Source organism: Yoonia sp. (genome assembly GCF_036770585.1).
In the GTDB taxonomy this organism is placed as follows: domain Bacteria; phylum Pseudomonadota; class Alphaproteobacteria; order Rhodobacterales; family Rhodobacteraceae; genus Yoonia.
In genome coordinates, this window is record NZ_DAIPIW010000027.1 from 1 (window position 1) to 21505 (window position 21505).

20 protein-coding genes are annotated in these 21505 nt (G+C 63.8%); 8 read left to right on the forward strand and 12 right to left on the reverse strand.

Features of this window, described 5'->3' with window-relative positions; genetic code table 11:
- Window positions 1–221: 221 nt before the first annotated feature.
- Window positions 222–1907, reverse strand: a complete 1686-nt coding sequence (locus V7N12_RS06830; RefSeq protein WP_333713602.1) for an NAD(P)H-dependent oxidoreductase subunit E — start codon at window positions 1905–1907, stop codon at window positions 222–224.
- Window positions 1908–2031: 124 nt separating this feature from the next.
- On the opposite strand from V7N12_RS06830, the gene V7N12_RS06835 reads away from it, so the two are divergent.
- A complete protein-coding gene (locus tag V7N12_RS06835; RefSeq protein ID WP_333713604.1) occupies window positions 2032–3066 on the forward strand; it encodes an alkane 1-monooxygenase in 1035 nt (344 codons plus the stop codon).
- On the forward strand, window positions 3059–3445 hold the full coding sequence (locus V7N12_RS06840; protein WP_333713606.1) for a hypothetical protein: 387 nt from the start codon (window positions 3059–3061) through the stop codon (window positions 3443–3445). The genes V7N12_RS06835 and V7N12_RS06840 overlap by 8 nt, the downstream gene beginning before the upstream one ends.
- Here the strand turns inward: V7N12_RS06840 and xseA are convergent.
- The gene (gene xseA / locus V7N12_RS06845; RefSeq protein ID WP_333713607.1) at window positions 3442–4941 is read right to left on the reverse strand and encodes an exodeoxyribonuclease VII large subunit; all 1500 of its coding nucleotides are present in this window, start codon (window positions 4939–4941) and stop codon (window positions 3442–3444) included. The two genes, V7N12_RS06840 and xseA, sit on opposite strands and share 4 nt — an antisense overlap.
- A gap of 3 nt (window positions 4942–4944) precedes the next feature.
- A complete protein-coding gene (locus V7N12_RS06850) occupies window positions 4945–5544 on the reverse strand; it encodes a hypothetical protein (protein ID WP_333713608.1) in 600 nt (199 codons plus the stop codon).
- 137 nt (window positions 5545–5681) lie between these two features.
- On the opposite strand from V7N12_RS06850, the gene purD reads away from it, so the two are divergent.
- A complete protein-coding gene (gene purD, locus V7N12_RS06855; RefSeq protein WP_333713609.1) occupies window positions 5682–6944 on the forward strand; it encodes a phosphoribosylamine--glycine ligase in 1263 nt (420 codons plus the stop codon).
- 119 nt (window positions 6945–7063) lie between these two features.
- Here purD and V7N12_RS06860 read toward each other — a convergent pair whose 3' ends face one another.
- The 5 genes from V7N12_RS06860 to V7N12_RS06880 form a co-directional block, all read right to left on the reverse strand.
- Window positions 7064–7576 carry a CarD family transcriptional regulator gene (locus V7N12_RS06860; protein WP_333713610.1) on the reverse strand — a complete coding sequence of 171 codons (513 nt, stop codon included), beginning with the start codon at window positions 7574–7576 and terminating at the stop codon, window positions 7064–7066.
- Between the two features lie 200 nt (window positions 7577–7776).
- Window positions 7777–8112 carry a ferredoxin FdxA gene (gene fdxA, locus V7N12_RS06865; protein WP_333713611.1) on the reverse strand — a complete coding sequence of 112 codons (336 nt, stop codon included), beginning with the start codon at window positions 8110–8112 and terminating at the stop codon, window positions 7777–7779.
- A 47-nt stretch (window positions 8113–8159) separates the two neighbouring features.
- Window positions 8160–8546 (reverse strand): RNA-binding S4 domain-containing protein, encoded by a 387-nt coding sequence (locus V7N12_RS06870; RefSeq protein ID WP_333713613.1) that lies wholly within the window; start codon window positions 8544–8546, stop codon window positions 8160–8162.
- Window positions 8543–11263, reverse strand: a complete 2721-nt coding sequence (locus V7N12_RS06875) for a helicase-related protein (RefSeq protein WP_333713615.1) — start codon at window positions 11261–11263, stop codon at window positions 8543–8545. Before V7N12_RS06875 ends, V7N12_RS06870 begins: the two co-directional genes overlap by 4 nt.
- A gap of 30 nt (window positions 11264–11293) precedes the next feature.
- Window positions 11294–11761, reverse strand: coding sequence for a tetratricopeptide repeat protein (locus tag V7N12_RS06880; protein ID WP_333713616.1), 468 nt, complete (start codon window positions 11759–11761; stop codon window positions 11294–11296).
- 164 nt (window positions 11762–11925) lie between these two features.
- Here V7N12_RS06880 and V7N12_RS06885 point away from each other — a divergent pair, with 164 nt between their 5' ends.
- Together V7N12_RS06885 and V7N12_RS06890 are read left to right on the forward strand one after the other, a co-directional pair.
- Window positions 11926–12213, forward strand: coding sequence for an SCP2 sterol-binding domain-containing protein (locus V7N12_RS06885; RefSeq protein ID WP_333713617.1), 288 nt, complete (start codon window positions 11926–11928; stop codon window positions 12211–12213).
- Between the two features lie 5 nt (window positions 12214–12218).
- Window positions 12219–13157: an alpha/beta hydrolase gene (locus V7N12_RS06890; protein ID WP_333713618.1), complete on the forward strand. Its 939-nt coding sequence runs from the start codon at window positions 12219–12221 to the stop codon at window positions 13155–13157.
- On the opposite strand, the gene V7N12_RS06895 is transcribed toward V7N12_RS06890, so the two are convergent.
- Entirely contained in the window at window positions 13154–14368 is a 1215-nt protein-coding gene (locus tag V7N12_RS06895) for a threonine ammonia-lyase (RefSeq protein WP_333713620.1), read from the reverse strand. The genes V7N12_RS06890 and V7N12_RS06895 overlap by 4 nt on opposite strands.
- Before the next feature lie 74 nt (window positions 14369–14442).
- Here V7N12_RS06895 and V7N12_RS06900 point away from each other — a divergent pair, with 74 nt between their 5' ends.
- The 3 genes from V7N12_RS06900 to V7N12_RS06910 all read left to right on the forward strand — a co-directional run bounded on the left by V7N12_RS06900 (window position 14443) and on the right by V7N12_RS06910 (window position 18984).
- A complete protein-coding gene (locus V7N12_RS06900; protein ID WP_333713648.1) occupies window positions 14443–15456 on the forward strand; it encodes a ligase-associated DNA damage response exonuclease in 1014 nt (337 codons plus the stop codon).
- Window positions 15453–17042 carry an ATP-dependent DNA ligase gene (locus V7N12_RS06905; RefSeq protein ID WP_333713622.1) on the forward strand — a complete coding sequence of 530 codons (1590 nt, stop codon included), beginning with the start codon at window positions 15453–15455 and terminating at the stop codon, window positions 17040–17042. The genes V7N12_RS06900 and V7N12_RS06905 overlap by 4 nt, the downstream gene beginning before the upstream one ends.
- A gap of 121 nt (window positions 17043–17163) precedes the next feature.
- Window positions 17164–18984: a M3 family oligoendopeptidase gene (locus V7N12_RS06910; RefSeq protein WP_333713623.1), complete on the forward strand. Its 1821-nt coding sequence runs from the start codon at window positions 17164–17166 to the stop codon at window positions 18982–18984.
- A 78-nt stretch (window positions 18985–19062) separates the two neighbouring features.
- Here the strand turns inward: V7N12_RS06910 and V7N12_RS06915 are convergent, their stop codons facing one another.
- From V7N12_RS06915 to rpoH, 3 genes are all read right to left on the reverse strand, one after another.
- Window positions 19063–19350, reverse strand: coding sequence for a DUF4389 domain-containing protein (locus tag V7N12_RS06915; protein WP_333713624.1), 288 nt, complete (start codon window positions 19348–19350; stop codon window positions 19063–19065).
- 12 nt (window positions 19351–19362) lie between these two features.
- Window positions 19363–20334: a Gfo/Idh/MocA family protein gene (locus tag V7N12_RS06920; protein ID WP_333713625.1), complete on the reverse strand. Its 972-nt coding sequence runs from the start codon at window positions 20332–20334 to the stop codon at window positions 19363–19365.
- A gap of 130 nt (window positions 20335–20464) precedes the next feature.
- Window positions 20465–21361 (reverse strand): RNA polymerase sigma factor RpoH, encoded by an 897-nt coding sequence (gene rpoH / locus V7N12_RS06925; protein ID WP_333713626.1) that lies wholly within the window; start codon window positions 21359–21361, stop codon window positions 20465–20467.
- Window positions 21362–21505 lie beyond the last annotated feature (144 nt).

Sequence of the window (21505 nt, forward strand, 5' to 3'; positions counted from 1 at the left end):
GCCCGCGCAAGCACTTGCCCTGCAAGGTCCTCTGGCTCGCCGCCGTCCTGCACGATGGCGTCCAGCCCCTCGTCGATCTTCGACGAGGATTTGAACATCCGGTCTTTCAGCTTCTTGAAAAACGACATCAGCGGGGGCCTTTCGACTTGTCTTGGCCTCACCTAAGCGCAAGCCCGCGCAGATGCAAAGGGGGATGGCCCGCAACCGCGGGCCGCCACCGTTCAGATTTCGTCGGGGAAGTGCTGCATCACCAGCTTGATCGGGTTGGGCGCCGCCTGCCCCAGCCCGCAGATCGAGGCATCGGCCATCGCCGTGCAGAGCTCGGCCAGCAGCCCCTGATCCCATGTATCGGCCTGCATCAGCTTCACCGCCTTCTGGCAGCCGACGCGGCAGGGCGTGCACTGGCCGCAGCTTTCATCCTCGAAAAAGCGCAGCATGTTCAGGGCGGCGGCCCGTGCGCTGTCCTTGTCAGACAAGACGACGACCGCAGCCGATCCAATGAAGGTGCCCAAGGGCTGCAACGTGTCGAAATCCAGCGGCACGTCGTTGATCGTCGCAGGTAACAGGCCTGAGGACGGCCCACCGGGCTGATAAGCCTTGAACACATGGCCCGCGGCCATGCCGCCAGCAGCGTCGATGATGTCAGTGATCGTCGAACCGGCAGGCAGAAGGTAGACCCCCGGCCTGGCCACACGGCCCGAGACAGAATAGGACCGCAGCCCCTTGCGGCCGTTCTTTTCGGTGGCGTTCAGCACCTCTGGCCCCTCGCGGACCACCCGCGCCACCCAAAGCAGGGTTTCCACGTTGTGCACCAGTGTCGGGCGGTCAAAGATGCCGACCTGTGCGACGAAAGGCGGCCGGTGACGCGGCATCCCGCGCTTGCCTTCGATGCTTTCGATCATCGCGGATTCCTCGCCGCAGATATAGGCCCCCGCCCCGCGGCGCAGGTCGATATAGCCTTCGGCGACGATGCCTGCCTCTTCCAGCGCCCTGATCTCGCGGCGCAGGATGTGCAGAACGGCGGGATATTCGTCGCGCATGTAGATGAAACAGGTCTCGGCCTCGACCGCCCAGGCGGCGATCAGCATTCCTTCGAGGAAAAGATGCGGCGTGCGTTCCAGATAGAAGCGGTCCTTGAATGTGCCGGGCTCGCCCTCGTCACCGTTGACGGCCAGATAGCGCGGGCCGGGGTTGCCGCGCACAAAGCCCCATTTCTTCCCCGCGGGGAAGCCGGCCCCGCCCAGACCGCGCAGACCCGAGGCAAGCACCTTGTCCTGCACCGCTTCCCAGTCGCCAGCCTCGCGCAGCGCCTTCAGTTGCAGATAGCCGCCATCGGCGACATAGGCGTCAAAGGTCTGATATTCGGGCAGATGCGCATGGGTATCACCGGCGGCAATCGCGGCTTCGACCTTGGCGAGCGTCGCATGGTCGATGTGGTTGTGGCCCAGTTCCAGCACCGGCGCGGTATCGCAGCGCCCCATGCAGGGCGCGCGGACCACACGCACCACGGCGGGGTCCAACCCATCCTCCAGCGCCGCCTTCAACTGCTGCGCCCCCGCCAGTTCGCACGACAGCGAATCGCAGATGCGGATCGTCAGCGCAGGGGGCGGGGTTTCGCCTTCCTTCACCACGTCGAAATGCGCATAGAAGGTCGCCACCTCATAGACCTCGGCCTGGCTCAGGCGCATCTCTTCGGCCAGCGCCCGCAGATGGGCGGCGGAGAGGTGGCCGTAACGGTCCTGAACGAGATGCAGATACTCGATCAGCAGATCCCGCCTGCGCGGACGGTCGCCAAGCAGTGCGCGCACCTCGGTCCAGGCCTGATCATCAAGCTGGCGACCCTTGGGACGGTGCCGCCCCTTGCCCTTGCCCGATTTCCAAACGCCGTCACGGTTGTCCAATGCCATTGCGCCGATCCTTCCTTGTCGCGGTCAAAATACCCCGAGCGCCGTCGCTGAACCACGCAAAAACGACACCAGAGGCGACCAAACCGCGCGCGGATGCGTTTTCCGCTCAACAAGGACGAAACGCATGCTAACTATCCGAAACATGACCGCTGCCATTCTTCTCTTCGGGATTGCCACACTGACCCCCGCCGCGCTGATTGCGGGCGGGGCGTTCTGGGGCGGGCTTTGGGTGCTGGCGGCGGTGATCTATCTGACCGCGATGACCAGCCTGCTGGACCGGTTGATCAAACACGAAAGCGCGGCAGGCGAGGCGGGCCTGCACGACCTGCTGTCCGCCCTGATCGCGCTGGTGCATTTCGCGCTGATCCCGCTGACCGTCTGGGGTCTGGCGGGCGAGCATCTGGAACCGCTGGAAAAGGCAGGGTTGTTTTTTGCCGCAGGCCTCTGGCTGGGGCAGGTCAGCAACGCCAATGCGCATGAGCTGATCCACCGTGGCGGCAAGACCCTGCACCGGCTGGGGATGTGGGCCTATATCACGCTGCTGTTCGGGCATCACACCTCGGCGCATGTGCTGGTGCATCACCGGCATGTGGGCACAAGGGCGGACCCCAATACCTCGCGCAAGGGCGAAGGGCTTTACCGCTATATTCTGCGGGCTTGGGTGGGTTCCTTCCGCGCAGGGTATCGCGCCGAGAAAGATCGGCTTGCGCGCATCGGCCGTCCGGCTTGGCGCAATCCTTACGTGATCTATCTGGGCGGGGCGGGGCTTTGTGTGACCGCGTCGGCGATGATCGGCGGGCTTGGCGGGCTGGTCGCCTATCTTGGGCTTTGCGCCTATGCGCAGTCGCAGCTTTTGATGTCGGACTATGTGCAGCACTACGGCCTGACGCGGGCGCTTGATGCGCGCGGCAAACCCGAGCCTGTCGGCGCAAAGCACAGCTGGAACAGCCCGCACTGGTTTTCATCCGCACTGCTGCTGAACGCCACGCGCCACTCGGATCATCACGCGCATCCGGCGCGCCCCTACCCCGAACTGACGATCCCTGACGATGCCCCCATGTTGCCGCGCCCGCTGCCGCTGATGGCAAGCATCGCGCTGGTGCCGCCGCTTTGGCGCAAGATCATGGACCCGCGTGTCGACAGGTGGCGCAATGCGTAAATTCCTGATCCTGCTGACCCTTGCTGCCCCCGCCTTCGCCGAGGACCGGATGACCGCCGAGGAATTCGAGGCCTATGTCACCGACCGCACCATCACCTTCCGGACCGACTTTCTGGACCTCTTCGGGGTCGAGCGTTACCTGCCCGGCCGCCGCGTGATCTGGTCTGTCTTCGATGGCACCTGCCTTTACGGCGTGTGGTTCGAAAGCAAGGGCGACATCTGCTTTCGTTACGAGGGCGACCCCGAGCACAAGTGCTGGGCGATCTACGACACGCCGCAGGGGATGCGGGGCGAATTCACCACCCGCCCGAATACGACTGTGATCTATGAATTGCTGGGGCGCGAAGACCCGCTGATCTGCAACGATCTGTCGTCCTAAAGCAGGTTGCCCTGCCGGTCGGCGCTGACGGTCAGCTTGCCATCGGTGAACTCGATTTCCAGCGCTGCGGCCTTTGCGGCGGCCTGCTTGCCCGTGACGATCCCACCGTCACCACGCACGACGGCATAGCCGCGCTTCAGCGTCTCGCGGTAGCCCAGCGTCTCGCGCAACCTGTCCAGGGCGACCAGCCGCGCGCGACGCTCGCTTTGCTGGCGGCTTGCGCGGTCGGAAAGGCGGCGTAGGACGACATCCAGCCGTTCTGCCTGCCGTTCCAGACGGTGATCCAGCGCATCGGGCCGCAGCCCCCGCACGGTCTGGGTCAGGCTGCGCCTGGCGTCGGTAGTCCGCCGTTCAAGTGCAGGCACCAGACGTGAGGACAGCGCCTCCAGCCGCCGCCGGTCCTCGGCCAGACGGCGGGTCAGGATGCCGGGGCGCAGGGCGGCTTCGGACATCTGCAGACGCTTTTGCGCAGCGGCGCTGCGCAGCGCGGCGGGCAGACGTTCCGACAGGAAATCAAGCCTTTGGCGCGGGCCTTCGACAAGGCTTTCGACCTGCGGCAAGGCGCGGGCAAGATCGCGCAGCCGTTGCTGGCGCTGACCCAATGCCGTGGTCAGGGCACGGGAAAGCCGCGCGCCCTGCTGGCCAGCCCATGCCAGAAGCTCCATCCGCACAGGCACGGCAAGTTCCGCTGCGGCGGTCGGGGTCGGTGCCCGGACATCTGCGGCAAAGTCGATCAGCGTGGTATCGGTCTCGTGCCCGACAGCCGAGATCAGCGGGATATCGGACGCGGCAGCCGCGCGGGCGACGATTTCCTCGTTGAAGCCCCAGAGATCCTCCAGCGACCCGCCGCCGCGCGCGACGATCAGCAAATCAGGTCGTGGCAAGGCGCCTCCGGGCGTCATCGCATTGAAACCACGGATCGCAGCGGCCACTTCGGGCGCACATTTCGCACCCTGCACCGCCACCGGCCAGACCAGCACCTTGCGCGGAAACCGGTCGCGCAGGCGGTGCAGGATATCGCGGATCACCGCACCCGAAGGCGAGGTCACGACGCCGATGATTTCAGGCAGAAAGGGCAGCGCCTTCTTGCGTTCCGGCGCGAATAGCCCCTCGGCGGCCAGTTGCGCCTTGCGCTTTTCCAGCATCGCCATCAGGGCACCCGCACCGGCGGGGGCGATATCCTCGATCACCATCTGGTATTTCGACTGCCCCGGAAAGGTCGTCAGCTTGCCGGTCGCGATCACCTCCATCCCCTCTTCGGGCTGGTGTGCCAGTGCCTGCGCGCGCCCCTTCCAGATCACCGCAGACAGGACCGCGCGGTCGTCCTTGAGATCGAGATAAACATGCCCCGAGCGCGGCAGGGACACGCGCCCGACCTCGCCGCGCACACGGACATAGCCAAAGCCGTCCTCGATCGCCTTCTTGACGGCCCCCGACAGCTCGGAAACCGAAAACTCCGGTGCATTGTCGGCAGGGCCGTCTTCGAACAGATCCATGGATTACTTTCCTGTTGCGGAACGGTTGATCAGCGGCAGCGACGACAGCCGCCAGCGCAGAAACAGGGTCAGCAGAACGACAAGCGTTCCGAACCCCGCAAAGACCAGCGACTGAAAGACCAGCGCAAGGGCAAAGGCGGACAGGCTGACGATCCAGAAGACGGATTGCGCCAGCCGTTCCAGCGCATAGTCGGGATCGGGCCAGAACTGCACCTGCGGCCGTCCGAATTCTTCGGCATAATATTCAAGCGTGCGCACGTAATCGGGGTCTTCCTGCAAGGGCACCGAGGCCATTTGGACGTCGGGCGGGTAGATCGTGCGGCCAAGGATGCGCGGGCAAAAGTCGTTGTAATAGGCGTTTTCATCCTCGGCATGCATCCGCCAGACCATATCGACAATCGGCGAGGGCGAAAGGCTTTCGGACGAACTGCCGGCCAGATACATGAAGCGGCGGTATTCCTCGACCAGCGTGTAGCAGACATCCACGGGATGGCCGGTTTCCGCAACCAGCCGGTCGACCAGCGACCGCGTCAGGGGGCGTTCGTGAAAACTGTAACCCTCCAGCCGGTGCCACAGGCGCCTGTCGGTTTTCATCGGCTTCATCGCGGTGCTCTTCGCTCGCAGGCTTCCCATGCGCAACCCTAGACCAAGCAGCACGGCAGGCCAAGTCTGCGGCGGGTTGTGATCATGGGGCGGCGGCCTTAGAAGGCGCGAGACGTCCGGCAGCATGGGTGGTGGCGATGAATATACTGATCTTGGGCAGCGGCGGGCGCGAACACAGCCTTGCATGGGCCATCAAGCAGAACCCGAAATGCGACCGCCTGATCGTCGCACCCGGCAATGCGGGCATTGCCGAAATCGCCGATTGCGCCGATATCGACATCCTCGACGGCGGCGTCGTGGCGACATTCGCCGAAGAGAACACCATCGACTTCGTGATCATCGGCCCCGAGGCCCCGCTGGCCGCAGGTCTGGCCGATACCCTGCGCGCCGCCGGATTGCTGGTCTTCGGGCCCAGTGCCGCGGCGGCGCAACTCGAAGCCTCGAAGTCCTTCACCAAGGCGGTCTGCGATGCCGCCGGCGCCCCCACGGCAGCCTATGGGCATTTCACCGATGCCGAGGCCGCCCGCGCCTATATCAAGGCACAAGGCGCACCGATCGTGGTCAAGGCCGACGGGCTGGCCGCCGGCAAGGGCGTGATCGTCGCCATGACCGAGGCAGAGGCACTATCCGCCATCGACGAGATGTTCGACGGCGGCTTCGGTGCTGCGGGCGCCGAAGTCGTGATCGAGGACTTCATGGAGGGCGAAGAAGCCTCGTTCTTCGTTCTGTGTGACGGAAAGACCATCCTGCCCGTCGGCACAGCACAGGATCACAAGCGCGCCTTCGATGGCGATACAGGCCCCAACACCGGCGGCATGGGCGCCTATTCGCCCGCGCCGGTAATGACCGAGGCCGTCACGCACAAAGCGCTGGCCGAGATCATCCGCCCCACGATGGACGAGATGGCCAAACGCGGCACACCGTTTCAGGGCGTTCTCTTCTGCGGGCTGATGATCCAGAACGGGCAACCCCGCCTTGTGGAATACAACGTCCGTTTCGGCGATCCCGAATGCCAGTGCCTGATGATGCGGCTGGGCGGACAGGTCCTCGACCTGCTGCACGCCTGCGCCGAAGAGCGTCTGGACCAGATGCAGGTCAACTGGGCCGATGACCACGCGCTGACGATCGTGATGGCGGCAAAAGGCTATCCGGGCGCCTATGAAAGGGGCACCGAGATCAAAGGCCTGCAAAGCCTGCCCGAGGACAGCGTCCACATGGTCTTTCATGCAGGCACCCGGCTGGCGGACGGCAAGATGACGGCGGCAGGCGGGCGGGTGCTGAATGTCACGGCCCGCGGCACCACCCTCGCCGAAGCGCATGAAAGGGCCTATGCCATGGCCCAGACCATCGACTGGCCACAGGGCTTTTACCGCTCCGACATCGGCTGGCGGGCGCTCTGAGGGCTTCTTTCTCCCAAGACACTCCCGCCGGAGGCACCCAAGGCCGCACCACGCGGCACATCCGATAAGAAAGGCCGCGCCCGAAACAGGCGCGGCCTAATCGCTAGCTGGAACTCCGCTTAAGCGGCGCGGCTTGTCAGGACCGAGTCGATTTCGGCCGCAGCGGCGTTTTCATCATGTCCGGCCACCGCGGCGATCTCGCGGGTCAACCGCTCCAGTGCGGCCTCGTAAAGCTGACGCTCGGAATAGCTTTGCTCGCGCTGGTCATCCAGACGGTGCAGGTCACGGACCACTTCGGCAATCGCGATCAGGTCGCCCGAGTTGATCTTCTGCTCGTATTCCTGCGCACGGCGGGACCACATGGCCTTCTTGACCTTGGCCTTGCCGCGCAATGTCTTCATGGCGTGGCTGACCACATCGGGGGTCGCCAGTGCACGCATTCCCACATCGGTCGCCTTGTGGGTCGGCACGCGCAGGGTCATCTTGTCCTTCTCGAAGGCGATCACAAAAAGTTCCAGCTCGAATCCGGCGACTTCCTGCGTCTCAATCGACACGATCTTGCCGACCCCATGCGCGGGGTAAACGACAAAGTCATTGGGGCTGAAGGCATGTTTCTTCTTGTTCATGGTCATCCTTTCATCAGACCACCGCGACACCGACGACAAAAAAACCGGCGGGGCCGTGGCCACCGTCGGAACTGTCATAAGAGAAAACGGTCAGATTGTTCGTAACATTGGTATGACTATACCACAAAAAAGGGCCCTGCGGAAGGCGGGCCCGATTTCATCGTTAATCCAACAAAATCAGTGGTTTGACCACTGACAACTTCGAATCAGCCGCCCTCACCGGGCGCTTCGGAGAAAAGCGAGAGCTTGCCTTCCTTGCCGTCCATTTCCTCGGCGGTGGGCAGCGGATCCTTCTTGGTGATGATCACCGGCCACATCTCGGAATACTTGCGGTTGAACTCGACCCATTTTTCCATGTCGGGCTCGGTATCGGGGCGGATCGCATCGGCGGGGCATTCCGGCTCGCATACACCGCAGTCGATGCATTCGTCAGGGTGAATCACCAGCATGTTTTCGCCTTCGTAGAAACAATCCACGGGGCACACCTCGACGCAGTCGGTGTATTTGCAGGCGATGCAGTTGTCGTTGACGATGTAGGTCATGGGGTCATCCGTTTGGTCGCAGCGCCTAGCTAGATCAGGTCCGCCGCTCATTCAAGGTCGAATGGCGCATCGTGACCCCGTGTCGCCATGATGTCCCGCCGGTCCTTCTTGGTGGGGCGTCCCTTGCGGTCGCCACCGGGGTTGTATGGCTGCTTTTCGACGGCGGGCGACAGGTCTTCGTAAAGCGCCTGCGCTTCCGGCGCCGGGCCGCGCCTTGCGCCGCAATCGAGGATGCGCACCACGCGGGTCCGGTCCGCCTGAACGAAGGTCAGCACATCCCCCGGACCGACGGTGCGCGACGGCTTGCTGACCGGCCGGCTGTCCACCCTGACCTTGCCCGCCGACACGACACCGGCGGCAAGGCTGCGCGATTTGAAAAACCGCGCATGCCAGAGCCACTTGTCCAGCCGGATCGTCGGGCGGGGGTCGGTCAATCCTTCTTGAACCCCGCCAGGGCGGCAGCGAAAGGATTGTCGGGATCGATCGCCTTTTCCCGCTTGGGCTTGGCGGTAAAGTTCTGCGGCTTGTCGCGCTCGCCCTGCGCACGGCCCTTGCCCTTGGGCTTGCCTTGCTTGGCGCGCGGCGGCTTGCCCGCTTGCGGACGGTCCTTGCGCGCAGGACGACCGCCCCATGTGAAGGTAAAGAACACCTCTGTTTCGGGCCCTGAAGTCACCGCATCCGCGACAGGCGTGGCGCCATCATCCGCGACCGCGGCTTCCACCACTTCGGGTGTGATGTCGGCGGGCGCATCCTCTGGCGTCGACGCGGAGGGTGCGGGCTTGACCTTTTCACGCTCGCCACGCTCGGCCTTGTAGCCGAGACCCTCCATCAGGTCCGCGAATTGTTCCAGCGTCATGCCGGTGATCGACAGCATGTCGGGGTTCGCCTCGAACCCGGCGCGGCTGTCCTTGTCGCGCAGCATATCCGCCAGACGTTCCAGCATGTCGATCCGGATCGCGCGTTCGCCTGCCGCACGGTAGCCCGCCATGGCGAAATATCCCGCGATGCTGTCCTTGGGCGCAGGCACCGTCACCAGCCCGGGGGGCGGGCTTTCGGGAAACTCTGACAGCCCCTTCGACAGTGACCACAAGACCAGCCGCAGCCGGGTCGGCGCGGGTTTCAGCAGGGGCGGCTGGAAAATCGTGAACTGTCCGAAGCGGACGCTATGCTTACGCAGGGCCGCGCGGGCCTCCTGATCGAGCGCCTTGACCTCGTCTGCGATCTCACCGCGCGGGATGATGCCAAAGCCTTCGGCCATGCGATAGGCAAAGCCCTTGGCCGCACCGGTCAGCGTTTCGTCGTTCCTGAGCGCCAGCAGAGGCTCGAATCCGGCAGCGACCTTGCGGTCGATGAAATGCTGCAGGCGCCGCTTGACCTTGGCGGCGACATCCTCGCCCGCCTCGTCATCGACGAAGACCTCGATCCCCGGCTTGAAGGGGTCCGCCCCGGCGACAAGCTTGCCGATGGCGGCATCGCCCCACATCAGCCCGCCCTGTTCGGTAAAGTCGATCTCGGGGTCGGGTGCGTTGTAGAAGCGATCCGCCAGCAGCGAGAAATGCGGCACCAGCGCCTGCACCGAGGCCTGCCGCAGGGTCTTGGCCTCGTCCGGGCTGCCGGCCTTGTCCATGCGGAAGCGGAACCCTTCCAACCGCCCGACGAATTCGCCCTCGACGGTCACTTCGCCCTTGTCGTTTACGTCAGCCAAAAGGCTCTCCTTCTGTTTGAGCCGCCGGAGCAGGATACTGGTCCGCCGGTCCACAAATCTTTGCGTCAATGCACCATGAAGTGCATCCGATAGGCGGTCTTCTACCGCGCGGGTCTCGTCGCGCCAATGAGAATCGTCAACCAGCCACCCCTTGCGCTGCGCCACATAGGTCCATGTGCGGATATAGGCCAGACGCTTGGACAAGGTATCGATGTCCCCGTCGGTGCGGTCAATCCGGCGCACCTGCAACCCGAACCAATTGGCAGAGACATGCCCAAACTGGTGCAGATCGTTGAAGATATGGGTCAGCAGGCTGGCGTGTTCGCCCTTGCTGATCCCGCGAAAGTCGGGGATGCGGCAGACATCCCACAAAAGCTTGATCGAGGGCCCGTCACTGGCACGGGCCGCGACCTCGGCATCGGCGGCCAGCGCCTTGAGCGCCGCCAGATCGTCGCTTTCGCGCACCCGCGTCAGCCAGGGGTTGTCGGTCCTGTCTTCCAGACTGGCGATCAACCGCTTGACCGAGGAAAACCGCAAATCGCTGTTGCGCCATTGCAGTTTCTTGACCGGCTGGAAGCGGTGTTCGCAAATCGCCTGCGCCAGCCCCTCGTCCAGGTCGGGGGCCTCGCCCGTGACACCGAAGGTGCCGTTCTCGACATGCCGCCCCGCGCGGCCTGCGATCTGTCCCAGTTCCTCGGGCATCAGGTGGCGCATCCGGAAGCCGTCGAATTTCGTCAGCGACGAAAAGGCCACATGGCTGATGTCGAGGTTCAGCCCCATCCCGATGGCATCGGTCGCGACCAGATAATCGACATCGCCGTTCTGATACATCTCGACCTGCGCGTTGCGCGTCCGCGGCGACAGCGCGCCCATGACCACGGCGGCCCCGCCCTTGGTCCGGCGCAAGAGTTCCGCGATGGCATAGACGTTTTCCACCGAAAAGCCGACGATGGCGGACCGCGCAGGCATCCGGCTAAGCTTCTTCGATCCGCTGTAGGTCAGGTCCGACATCCGTTCGCGGTGCGCAAATTGCGCCTCGGGGACCATGGAAGCGATGGCCCCGCGCATCGTCTCGGCCCCCAGAAACAGCGTCTCGTGCAGACCGCGCGCGTGCAGCAGGCGGTCGGTGAAGACATGCCCGCGCTCGGGGTCGGCGCAAAGCTGGATTTCGTCGACGGCCAGAAAATCGCAGCCCATGCCTTCGGGCATCGCCTCGACCGTGCAGACCCAATAGGCGGCACGCGGCGGGACGATCCGTTCCTCGCCGGTGATCAGCGCCACCACGCTTGGCCCGCGTTCGGCGACGATCCGGTCATAGACCTCGCGCGCAAGCAGCCGCAGCGGCAGGCCGATGACGCCTGTGCGATAGGACAGCATCCGCTGGATGGCGTAATGGGTCTTGCCCGTATTCGTCGGGCCAAGCACGGCTGTGATGCGCGATGCCATCTGTCTTTCCCGTGCCTTGCGGGCAATCGCCTAAAGCGACTGACCTTCCTCGATCATCCCGAGCCGTACCGCGCCTGCGCCCGCCTCGGGCGCGTTGGGATGGATATCAAGGATCATCCGGTAGATTTCAAGCGCATCATTGGTGCGGCCCAGTTCTTCCATCACCACCGCAAGGCCGGTCATCGCCGGAAAGTGACGCGGGTTCAGGCGCAGCGTGGTCTGGATGTCCTCCAGCGCGGGACCGGTCAGGCCAAGCAGATAATAGGACGAGGCCCGCCCGTAATAGCCTTCGGCAAAATCCGGGGCGTGATCCACCAGAGCCGAGAAATGCTCGACCGCCACCTCAGGCTGCCCGTCTTCAAGCGCATCCTTGCCGCGCCGCAACAAAAGGTCCATCGCGGGCGAGCCGCTCTTTTCCCATTCGGCGAGGATCATCCGTTCGATCCGCGCCGAATCTGCCGGTTCGGCATCCGCCAGCTCTTGAAAAAGGGCGTCCAAATCGGTTTGCTGCCCCCAGACGGGGCCCGAAAACCCCATGGCAAGGCAAAGTGCCGCAACGACACATTTGAAGCGAAGACACATCATATCCATACAACAATTGTAGCGCATCGCGCGCCCGGCACCAGAGGCGCGTGTTCACGAACTTGAGCAAAGGAATGACAATGAGCGACGTAGTGACCGAAGCCGTAGCAGCCCTGAACGCAAAACTGGCCGGTGGTTTCAGCGGCACCGCCAAATTCGCGATCAAGGGCGAAGGCAGCATCATGATCGACGAAAGCGGCGCCCGCGCCGGGGACGAGGATGCAGACGTGACGCTGACCGCCTCGACCGAGACCTTCAAGGCGATCCTCGACGGCGAATTGAACCCGACGACCGCTTTCATGACCGGCAAGCTGTCTGTTGACGGCGACATGGGCGCCGCGATGCGCCTGTCCGGCGTTCTAGGCTAGGCCCGATGGAAGCGGCCCCCCTGTTTCACGAGATCGCCGGCGGTCCCGACGGGGGGCTGGCACACTGGCTGACGACGGCTGATGGCCTGCGGATTCGCGTGGGCCACTGGCCCCTTGCCGATGCGAAGGGAACCGTCCTGATCTTTCCGGGCCGGACCGAGTTCGTCGAGAAATACGGCGTGACCGCCAAGGCGTTGCAGCAGCACGGATACGCCAGCCTTGCCATCGACTGGCGCGGTCAGGGGATCGCCGACCGGATGCTGAAGGACCGGATGATCGGCCATGTGGGGCGATTTGCGGACTATCAGCACGATGTGCAGGCGACCCTCGCCCATGCCGAGGCGCTGGGCCTGCCGCGCCCCTATTTCCTGATCGCCCATTCGATGGGCGGCTGCATCGGCCTGCGGGCGCTGCATCAGGGGCTGCCGGTGCAAGCCGCGATGTTCTCGGCCCCGATGTGGGGCGTGGAAATGACCCCGATCACGCGCGTCGGGGCATGGATCATGTCGACGCTGGGCATGACATTCGGCTTTGCGAATATCCTGACACCGGGGCAGTCCACCGAAAGCTATGTCCTGCGCGAGGATTTCGACAAGAACACGCTGACCAACGATCCCGACATGTGGGAGGTGTTCAAGACGCAAATGCGCGCCCACCCCGAGCTTGGGCTTGGCGGACCTTCGCTGCGCTGGGTCAACCTGTCACTGCGCGAGATGCTGGACCTCAGCAAGCGGCCCGCCCCTGCGGTTCCCTGCCTGACCTATCTCGGCACCCGCGAGGCGATCGTCAGCCCGCAGCGAATCAAGGACGGCATGGCGAAATGGTCCAACGGGACCTTGCGCGTGATCGAAGGCGGCAAACACGAAATGCTGATGGACAAGCCCGAGGTGCGGAACATGTTGATCACCGAAGCCGTCGCCCATTTCGCGGCGCACAGCGCCTAGGCGATCTCGCTGTCGGCGCGGACCTTGAAACCGGCCCCGCGCAATTCGGACAGGACTTCGGCGACGTGTTGTTTATCGCGCGCCTCGATCACGATTTCCAGCTCGGCCTGTTTCAGCGAGACGCTTTGCATCATCCGCTGGTGGATGACCTCGACCACATTGGCCCCCTTTTCACCGATGATATGCGAGATCCTGGCAAGCTGGCCGGGCGTGTCGCTGATCTCGAAGGTCAGGCGGGTGATGCGGCCATCGCGCACCAGCCCGCGCAGGATCAGCGTGGACAAAAGCCGCGAGTCGATATTGCCGCCGCAGATCACCAGCCCGACGGTCTTGCCCTGAAATTCGGGCGCAAGTTTTTCGATCACGGCAAGGCCCGCGCCCGGCGCGCCCTCGGCCACGATCTTTTCCAGTGAGAGAAGATCGAAGATCGCCGCTTCGATTTCCGCCTCGGTGGCGGTTTCGATCCGGTCGACGCAGTCCTTGATGATCGCGACATTGGCCGCCGAAGGAGCCTTGACCGCGATGCCTTCGGCCAGCGTTGCCCCGTCGAAATGCGTAGGGCCTCCGTCGAACTGCGCCTTGACCGCATCGAAATGCGCCGCCTGCGCGCCGATGATCACCACCTCGGGCTTGACCGACTTTGCCGCCATGGCCATGCCCGCGATCAGCCCGCCGCCGCCGATGGGCACGACGATCACGTCAAGGTCCGGCTGGTCCTCCAGCATCTCGAGCGCCACGGTCCCCTGCCCCGCGACGACCACCGGATCGTCGAAGGGATGCACGAAGGTCAGCCCCCGCTCGGCCGCCAGATCGAGGGTGAACTGCACGCTTTCGTCAAATCCCGCGCCATGCAGGACGACCTCGGCCCCGAAATCCTTGGTCTTCTTGACCTTGTTGAAGGGCGTGCCCTCGGGCATCACGATGACCGCCGGTATCCCAAGGCGGCTGGCATGATAGGCCAGACCCTGCGCATGGTTGCCCGCACTACAGGCGATGACGCCCGCCTTTCTTTCATCCTCAGACAGCGTCAGCAGCTTGGCCAGCGCACCGCGCGCCTTGAAGGCGTTGGTGTGTTGCAGGTTTTCCAGCTTGAGATAGAGGTCGAACCCAAGCTGCAACGACAGGCGGGCGGCATGCACCGTGGGTGTCCGCATCGTCGCAGGCGCGATGGCCGCATGGGTCTGCTTGATCAGGTCGGGGGTCAGCGCCATGTCAAAGCCTTTCGCAAATTCGCCGCCAGCTTATGCGGCATTGGCGCGCGGCACCACCGCTCTATACTTCGGTCATGGCGGATGTGCTGACCTTTACCGATCGCGGGATCTATTGCCCGGCGGGCGATTTTCATATCGACCCCTGGCGCCCTGTCGATCGGGCGCTGATCACGCACGGCCACAGCGACCATGCGCGGCCCGGGATGGGGCGGTATCTGGCGACGGAAGGCACCGCACCGGTCATGCGCCACCGGCTGGGCCAGATCACGTTGGAGACGACGCCCTATGGCGTGCCGATCCGGATCGGGGACGCGACGGTGTCGTTCCATCCGGCGGGCCATGTCCCCGGCTCGGCGCAGATCAGGGTCGCGGTCGCGGGCGAGGTCTGGGTGGTCTCGGGTGACTACAAGACGGTGGCGGACGGGCTGTCCGAACCCTTCGAACCCGTCGCCTGCCATGCCTTCATCACCGAATGCACCTTCGGCCTGCCCGTCTTCAAATGGACCCCGCAGGACGTGCTGACGCAGCAAATCAACGACTGGTGGGCGGCGAATGCGGCGGCAGGGCGGACGTCGATCCTTGGGGCCTATGCCTTGGGCAAGGCGCAACGGTTGCTGGCGACCGTCGATCCCGCCGTCGGCCCGATCCTGACCCATGGCGCGATCGAAAGCACCAACGAGGTGTTGCGCGCACAAGGGATCAACCTGCCCGACACGATCCGGGTGACAGCGGAGGTGACACACAAGACCCACCCCGGCGCGCTGGTTCTCGCCACGCCCAGCGCATTGGGCACCACCTGGACACGGCGGTTCGGGCCATCCTCGACGGCCTTCGCCTCTGGCTGGATGGCCCTGCGCGGGGTGCGGCGCAGGCGGGCGGCGGACCGGGGGTTCATCGTCTCGGACCATGCCGATTGGGAGGGGTTGAACACCGCGATCAGGGCGACGGGGGCCGAGAAGATCTTCGTCACCCATGGCTATACCGCCACCTTCCGGCGCTGGCTGGCCGATCAGGGCTTTGATGCCCATGTCGTCAGCACCGATTATCAGGGCGAAGGCTTTGATCAGCCGGACGAGGCCGAGGCATGAAGGATTTTGCCGCCCTCGTCACCCGCATCGACGAAAGCACGAAAACCAGCGTCAAGACGGCGGCTTTGGTCGACTACTTTCAGACTGCGACCCCGGAAGACAAACTCTGGACCATCGCCCTTTTCACCGGCCGCCGCCCCAAGCGGACGATCACCGCCACGCGGTTGCGGGAATGGGCAGCCGAACGCGCAGGGCTGCCGGACTGGCTGTTCGAGGACAGCTACAGCGTCGTCGGTGATCTGGCAGAAACCATTGCGCTGGTGCTGCCGCCAGGTGACGGGGACGAGGACCGGCCGCTTTCGGAATGGATCGGCTATCTGCGCCATCTGTCCACGCTTGACGAGGCCGAGCGCAAGGCGGGCATCCTCGATGCATGGGCGCGCCTGCCGCAGGTGGAACGGTTCCTTTTCACGAAACTGCTGACGGGGGGCTTTCGTATCGGCATCAGTGCCAAGCTGATCACCCGCGCGCTGGCACAGGCGACAGGCCAGCCCGAGGCGGAACTGACACACAAGCTGATGGGGAATTGGACACCCGATACGGTGACATGGGAAAGGCTGATCGAGGCGGATGATCCCACCGCCGACCTGTCCAGACCTTACCCCTTCTATCTGGCCTATCAGTTGGACAGTTTCGACGATCTGGGCACACCCGCCGACTGGAACGCCGAGCGGAAATGGGACGGTATCCGTGGCCAGTTGATTGTCCGTGGCGGCGCGCATCACCTCTGGTCGCGGGGCGAGGAGCTGATGACCGAGCGTTTCCCCGAACTGGCGCAACTGCGCGACTACCTGCCCGACGGCACGGTGATCGACGGCGAGGTGCTGGCCTTCGCGGGTGGCCGGCCCCTGTCCTTCAACGCCCTGCAAAAGCGGATCGGGCGCAAGACCGTGCCCAGGAAACTGCTGGCCGAGGCGCCGGTGATCCTGATGGGCTATGACCTGCTGGAACATCAAGGCACCGACATCCGCGCCCTGCCCCTGCAAGACCGCCGCGCCCGGCTGACGGCGCTGATCGCGGACGTGCCACCCGAGGCGCCCTTGCGCCTTTCGCCTTCGGTGCCTTTCACCACATGGGACGAGCTTGGCGCCGCGCGCGATCAGTCCCGCGATGTGAACGCCGAGGGGCTGATGCTCAAACGGCTGTCCAGTCCCTATCTTGCGGGGCGCAAGCGCGGCGATTGGTGGAAATGGAAGATCGACCCGCTGACCATCGACGCGGTGATGATCTATGCGCAGGCGGGCCACGGGCGGCGTGCGAACCTGTTCACCGACTATACTTTCGCGGTCCGTGACGGGACCGACCTTGTGCCTTTCACCAAGGCCTATTCCGGCCTGACCGATGCAGAATTCCGCGAGATCACCCAATGGGTCCGCAAGAACACCCTGCAACGCTTCGGCCCCGTCCGGCAGGTGCCGCCGACCCATGTCTTCGAGATCGCCTTCGAAGGCATTCAGGAAAGCCCGCGCCACAAGTCGGGCGTGGCCTTGCGCTTTCCCCGCATGCTGCGCTGGCGCAGGGACAAACCGGTGGACGAGGCGAATACGCTTGATGATTTGCGGCAGATGTTGGCCGTCTATGGCTGACGCGCCCCGGACCTGATCCGGGGCCCCTTTTCCAGCCAAAGGTCCCGGATCAGGTCCGGGACGGGGTTTTCAACACTCTGCCTTCTCCTTATGTATTTCGAAACATGTGAAAGGTGCACCGATGAACCTCCCCCGCCCCGTCTTCGACGCCAGCGCCCAAAGCGGTGGCAAGGACCTTGGCAAGCTGCCCGAATGGGACCTGACCGATCTTTATCCCGCAACCGATGCGCCGGAACTGACCCGCGATATGGCGTGGCTGGAAAAGGAATGCGCGGCCTTCGCAGCGGACTACGAAGGCAAGCTGGCCGACCTCGACGCGGGCGGCCTGCTGAAGGCGGTCCAGCGCTACGAGGACATCGACATCATCGCGGGCCGGATCATGTCCTTCGCGGGCCTGCGCTATTACCAGTGGACCACCGACAACGACCGCGCCAAGTTCATGGCCGACTGTCAGGACAAGATCACCGATTTCACGACGCCGCTGGTCTTCTACGGGCTGGAATTCAACCGGCTGGACGACGACCATCTTGCCGGCCTTCTGGCAGCCAATGCCGACCTTGCGCGCTACAAACCCGTTTTCGACCGCATGCGCGCGATGAAACCGCATCAACTGTCGGACGAGCTGGAAAAATTCCTGCACGACCAATCCGCCGTGGGGGCTGCCGCCTGGAACCGCCTTTTCGATGAAACCATGGCCGCGCTGGAATTCGAGGTGAATGGCGAGACCCTGAACCTAGAGGCCGCGCTGAACCTGCTGACCGAGCAGGACCGTGCCGTGCGCGAGGCGGCGACCCATGCGCTGGCAAAGGTCTTCAAGGCGAATATCAAGCTCTTCTCCCGGGTCCACAACACGCTGGCCAAGGAAAAGGCGATCGAAGACCGCTGGCGCAAGATGCCGACCCCGCAGACGGGCCGCCACCTGTCCAACCACGTCGAACCCGAGGTGGTCGCGGCGCTGCGCAACGCCGTCGTCGCCGCCTATCCGCGCCTGTCGCATCGCTATTACGCGCTGAAGGCGAAATGGCTGGGGCTGGACAAGATGCAGGTCTGGGACCGCAACGCGCCGCTGCCGATGGACAGCGACCGGATCGTGAACTGGGACGAGGCGACGAGAACCGTCCTTGATGCCTATGCCGGTTTTGATCCCAAGATGGCCGAGATCGCCAAGCCCTTCTTCACCGATGGCTGGATCGACGCCCCCGTGAAACCCGGCAAGGCGCCGGGGGCCTTCGCCCATCCCACGGTCACGCCCGTGCATCCTTACGTGATGCTGAATTACATGGGCAAACCGCGCGACGTGATGACCCTGGCCCACGAATTGGGCCACGGCGTGCATCAGGTGCTGGCCGCCGAACAGGGCGAGCTTTTGTCATCCACCCCGCTGACGCTGGCCGAAACCGCATCGGTCTTCGGCGAGATGCTGACCTTCCGCAAGATGCTGGAAGGGGCCAAGTCACCGCAGGAACGCAAGGTGCTGCTGGCCAACAAGGTCGAGGACATGATCAACACCGTCGTCCGCCAGATCGCGTTCTACGACTTCGAATGCAAATTGCACGCCGCCCGCGCCGAAGGCGAACTGACCCCCGATGACATCAACGCGCTCTGGATGTCGGTGCAGGCCGAAAGCCTTGGGCCGGTGTTCGACTTCGCCGAAGGATACGAGACCTTCTGGTCCTACATCCCGCACTTCGTGCATTCACCCTTCTACGTCTACGCCTATGCCTTCGGCGACGGCCTCGTAAACGCGCTCTATGCGGTTTACGAAGAAGGCGATCCGGATTTCAAAGCCAAATACTTCGACATGCTGCGCGCAGGCGGGTCAAAGCACCACAAGGACCTGCTGGCCCCCTTCGGTCTGGACGCATCCGACCCTGCGTTCTGGGACAAGGGGCTGTCGATGATCGAAGGCTTCATCGACGAATTGGAAGCGATGGAAGGCTAGGCCAGAGGTCCCGGGTCAAGCCCGGGACGGGTCGCAACAGAACCACGCGCGCCCCGGACATGATCCGGGGCCTCGACTTCAGTCCAGCTCGGTCCAGGGCCAGGGCTTCACTTCGCTGGCCCCGGTCTGATAGCGCGCGGCCTTGGCCATCCAGACGCCCATGGTCGTCCCGATCTCGGCCAGTTGGTCATTCGGCTGGCGCTTGTTGAACAGCATGATCAGGAATTGCGCCACGGTCAGGACACCCAGAATGGTGCTGGCAAAGCTGAGCAAGACCGCGATGATCACCACGTTCAGCAGGCGCACCCAGATATTTTCGAGATCGGTCTCGACGTCGATCTCACCGCTGTCCTGATCCTTCGCCATTGGCCCCTCCTGTCACGCCGGACGTCCGGCGGCAAAAACCATATCCATCATGTGCTGCGTGCCACGCGAAAATTCAAGCGGGCATGGGTAATCGGCCCCGGTTTGCACCGACCGGCCGAAGTTTTCCACCTGGCAAACGTAGTGGTTCACGGCGGGCCAGCGTTCGGTCACGACCGTGTTGTCGCCCGCTTCAAGCCTCAGCTTGGCGACATCGGCCACATTCGCATTGAACGGGCAGGTCAGCGTCAGCACCCCTTTCTCGCCGTGAAAGACCACCGCCTGGCGCGGCGCAAGGCGGGTCGAGACCATGCTTTGAAAGCTGAAGCCGGGGAAATCCGCTGCGAACTGGGCATAGGTATCGACCCCGCCTGTAAGATCGATCCGCGCATGGGTGATCTTGTCGGGCTCTGCCCCGCTGACAAAGCGGGCGGCCCCCATGGTATAGACGCCGATATCGCGCAAACCGCCGCCGCCCTTGTCGGCCTGATTGCGGATATTGCCCGCATCATCGTTGAAATAGCTGAACACCGCCTCGACATGCCGCAGCGGGCCGATGGCCCCGCCCTGCACCAGTTCGCGCGCGCGGATGAATTGCGGATGATGCACGATCATGAAGGCCTCGGCCGCCAGCCGGCCCGTCTGGTCCCGTGCGGCGATCAACCGGTCGAATTCCGAGGCCGCAAGAGTCATCGGCTTTTCGCACAAGACATGCTTGCCCGCATCCAGCGCCTTCAATGACCATTCGACGTGCAAATGGTTCGGCAGGGGAATGTAGACCGCATCGATCGCGGGATCGGCCAGCAGGGCGTCGTAGCCGTCATGGACCCGCAATGCCGGGGCGAAGGCCTGAAAACCCTGCGCCTTGACGGGGTCGGACGTGGCGACAGCCGCCAGTTCGGCGCCATGGGCTGCGTGAATTGCGGGCCCCATATGTGTGCGGGCAAACTTCGAGGCCCCAAGAATGCCCCAGCGCAGTGATGTCATCGGATATGTCCCCTTTGCCAACGATGTTAGCGCCAACAGCGGCCCGAGGGAAAGTCCGACCTGCACCGATCCACAAAAAAGCCCCGCCGAGGACGTCGGCGGGGCAAACTCGTAACGGCCCTGAGGAACCTTAGGCGTCGGCCAGCATGCCCTTTTCACGGGCAAGGCTTTGCATCTTGGCTTGCAGCTTTTCGAAGGCGCGCACTTCGATCTGGCGGATGCGTTCGCGGCTGACATCGTATTGCGCGCTGAGATCTTCGAGCGTGACGGTTTCGTCAGACAGGCGGCGCTGCATCAGAATGTCCTTTTCGCGGTCGTTCAGCACCGACATGGCTTCGGCCAGAAGGGCACGGCGGGCGTCCAGCTCGTCGTGTTCTTCGAAGTCGGCGGCGGTATTCGCGCTTTCATCTTCCAGCCAGTCCTGCCACTGCGCGGCCCCTTCGCCATCCTGCGAAATCGTCGCATTCAGCGAGGCATCGCCGCCCGACAAGCGCCGGTTCATCGAGATCACCTCATCCTCGGTCACACCAAGGTCGTGGGCGATACGTTCGACGTTCTCGGGGCGCAGATCGCCCTCTTCCAGCGCACCGATCCGGTTCTTGGCCTTGCGCAGGTTGAAGAACAGCTTTTTCTGGGCCGAGGTGGTGCCAAGCTTGACCAGCGACCACGAGCGCAGGATGTATTCCTGGATCGAGGCGCGGATCCACCACATGGCATAGGTCGCCAGACGGAAGCCCTTTTCGGGGTCGAACCGCTTGACCGCCTGCATCAGGCCCACGTTGGCCTCGGAAATCACCTCGGCCTGCGGCAGGCCATAGCCGCGATAGCCCATGGCGATTTTCGCGGCCAGACGCAGATGCGATGTGACCATCTTGTGCGCGGCTTCGGTGTCCTCATGGTCCACCCAGCGCTTGGCCAGCATGTATTCTTCCTCGGGTTCCAGCATAGGGAACTTGCGGATTTCCTGCATGTAGCGGTTCAGGCCACCCTCGGGTGAAGGGGCTGGCAAATTCTTGTAGTTACTCACTGTCGTGCCTCCTCATGTTATAAGGCTTAACATGGATATGGTAGCGCTCACCTATCGTTTCAAGTGACTCGCGCTGATTTCTTGAACTCGACAATAATGGATAGATCAGTCTTCGCGAAACGAATTACCGTGCGCTCACGCACA

Coding starts and splice junctions, on each gene's coding strand:
- V7N12_RS06900 (WP_333713648.1), top strand. CDS start 14,443: ATGGCGGATGTGCTGACCTTTACCGATCGCGGGATCTATTGCCCGGCG.
- V7N12_RS06850 (WP_333713608.1), bottom strand. CDS start 5,544: ATGAAGCCGATGAAAACCGACAGGCGCCTGTGGCACCGGCTGGAGGGT.
- V7N12_RS06885 (WP_333713617.1), top strand. CDS start 11,926: ATGAGCGACGTAGTGACCGAAGCCGTAGCAGCCCTGAACGCAAAACTG.
- V7N12_RS06875 (WP_333713615.1), bottom strand. CDS start 11,263: ATGGCATCGCGCATCACAGCCGTGCTTGGCCCGACGAATACGGGCAAG.
- V7N12_RS06910 (WP_333713623.1), top strand. CDS start 17,164: ATGAACCTCCCCCGCCCCGTCTTCGACGCCAGCGCCCAAAGCGGTGGC.
- V7N12_RS06860 (WP_333713610.1), bottom strand. CDS start 7,576: ATGACCATGAACAAGAAGAAACATGCCTTCAGCCCCAATGACTTTGTC.
- V7N12_RS06895 (WP_333713620.1), bottom strand. CDS start 14,368: ATGGCGCTGACCCCCGACCTGATCAAGCAGACCCATGCGGCCATCGCG.
- fdxA (WP_333713611.1), bottom strand. CDS start 8,112: ATGACCTACATCGTCAACGACAACTGCATCGCCTGCAAATACACCGAC.
- xseA (WP_333713607.1), bottom strand. CDS start 4,941: ATGGATCTGTTCGAAGACGGCCCTGCCGACAATGCACCGGAGTTTTCG.
- V7N12_RS06840 (WP_333713606.1), top strand. CDS start 3,059: ATGCGTAAATTCCTGATCCTGCTGACCCTTGCTGCCCCCGCCTTCGCC.
- V7N12_RS06905 (WP_333713622.1), top strand. CDS start 15,453: ATGAAGGATTTTGCCGCCCTCGTCACCCGCATCGACGAAAGCACGAAA.
- V7N12_RS06920 (WP_333713625.1), bottom strand. CDS start 20,334: ATGACATCACTGCGCTGGGGCATTCTTGGGGCCTCGAAGTTTGCCCGC.
- V7N12_RS06915 (WP_333713624.1), bottom strand. CDS start 19,350: ATGGCGAAGGATCAGGACAGCGGTGAGATCGACGTCGAGACCGATCTC.
- purD (WP_333713609.1), top strand. CDS start 5,682: ATGAATATACTGATCTTGGGCAGCGGCGGGCGCGAACACAGCCTTGCA.
- V7N12_RS06890 (WP_333713618.1), top strand. CDS start 12,219: ATGGAAGCGGCCCCCCTGTTTCACGAGATCGCCGGCGGTCCCGACGGG.
- V7N12_RS06830 (WP_333713602.1), bottom strand. CDS start 1,907: ATGGCATTGGACAACCGTGACGGCGTTTGGAAATCGGGCAAGGGCAAG.
- V7N12_RS06835 (WP_333713604.1), top strand. CDS start 2,032: ATGCTAACTATCCGAAACATGACCGCTGCCATTCTTCTCTTCGGGATT.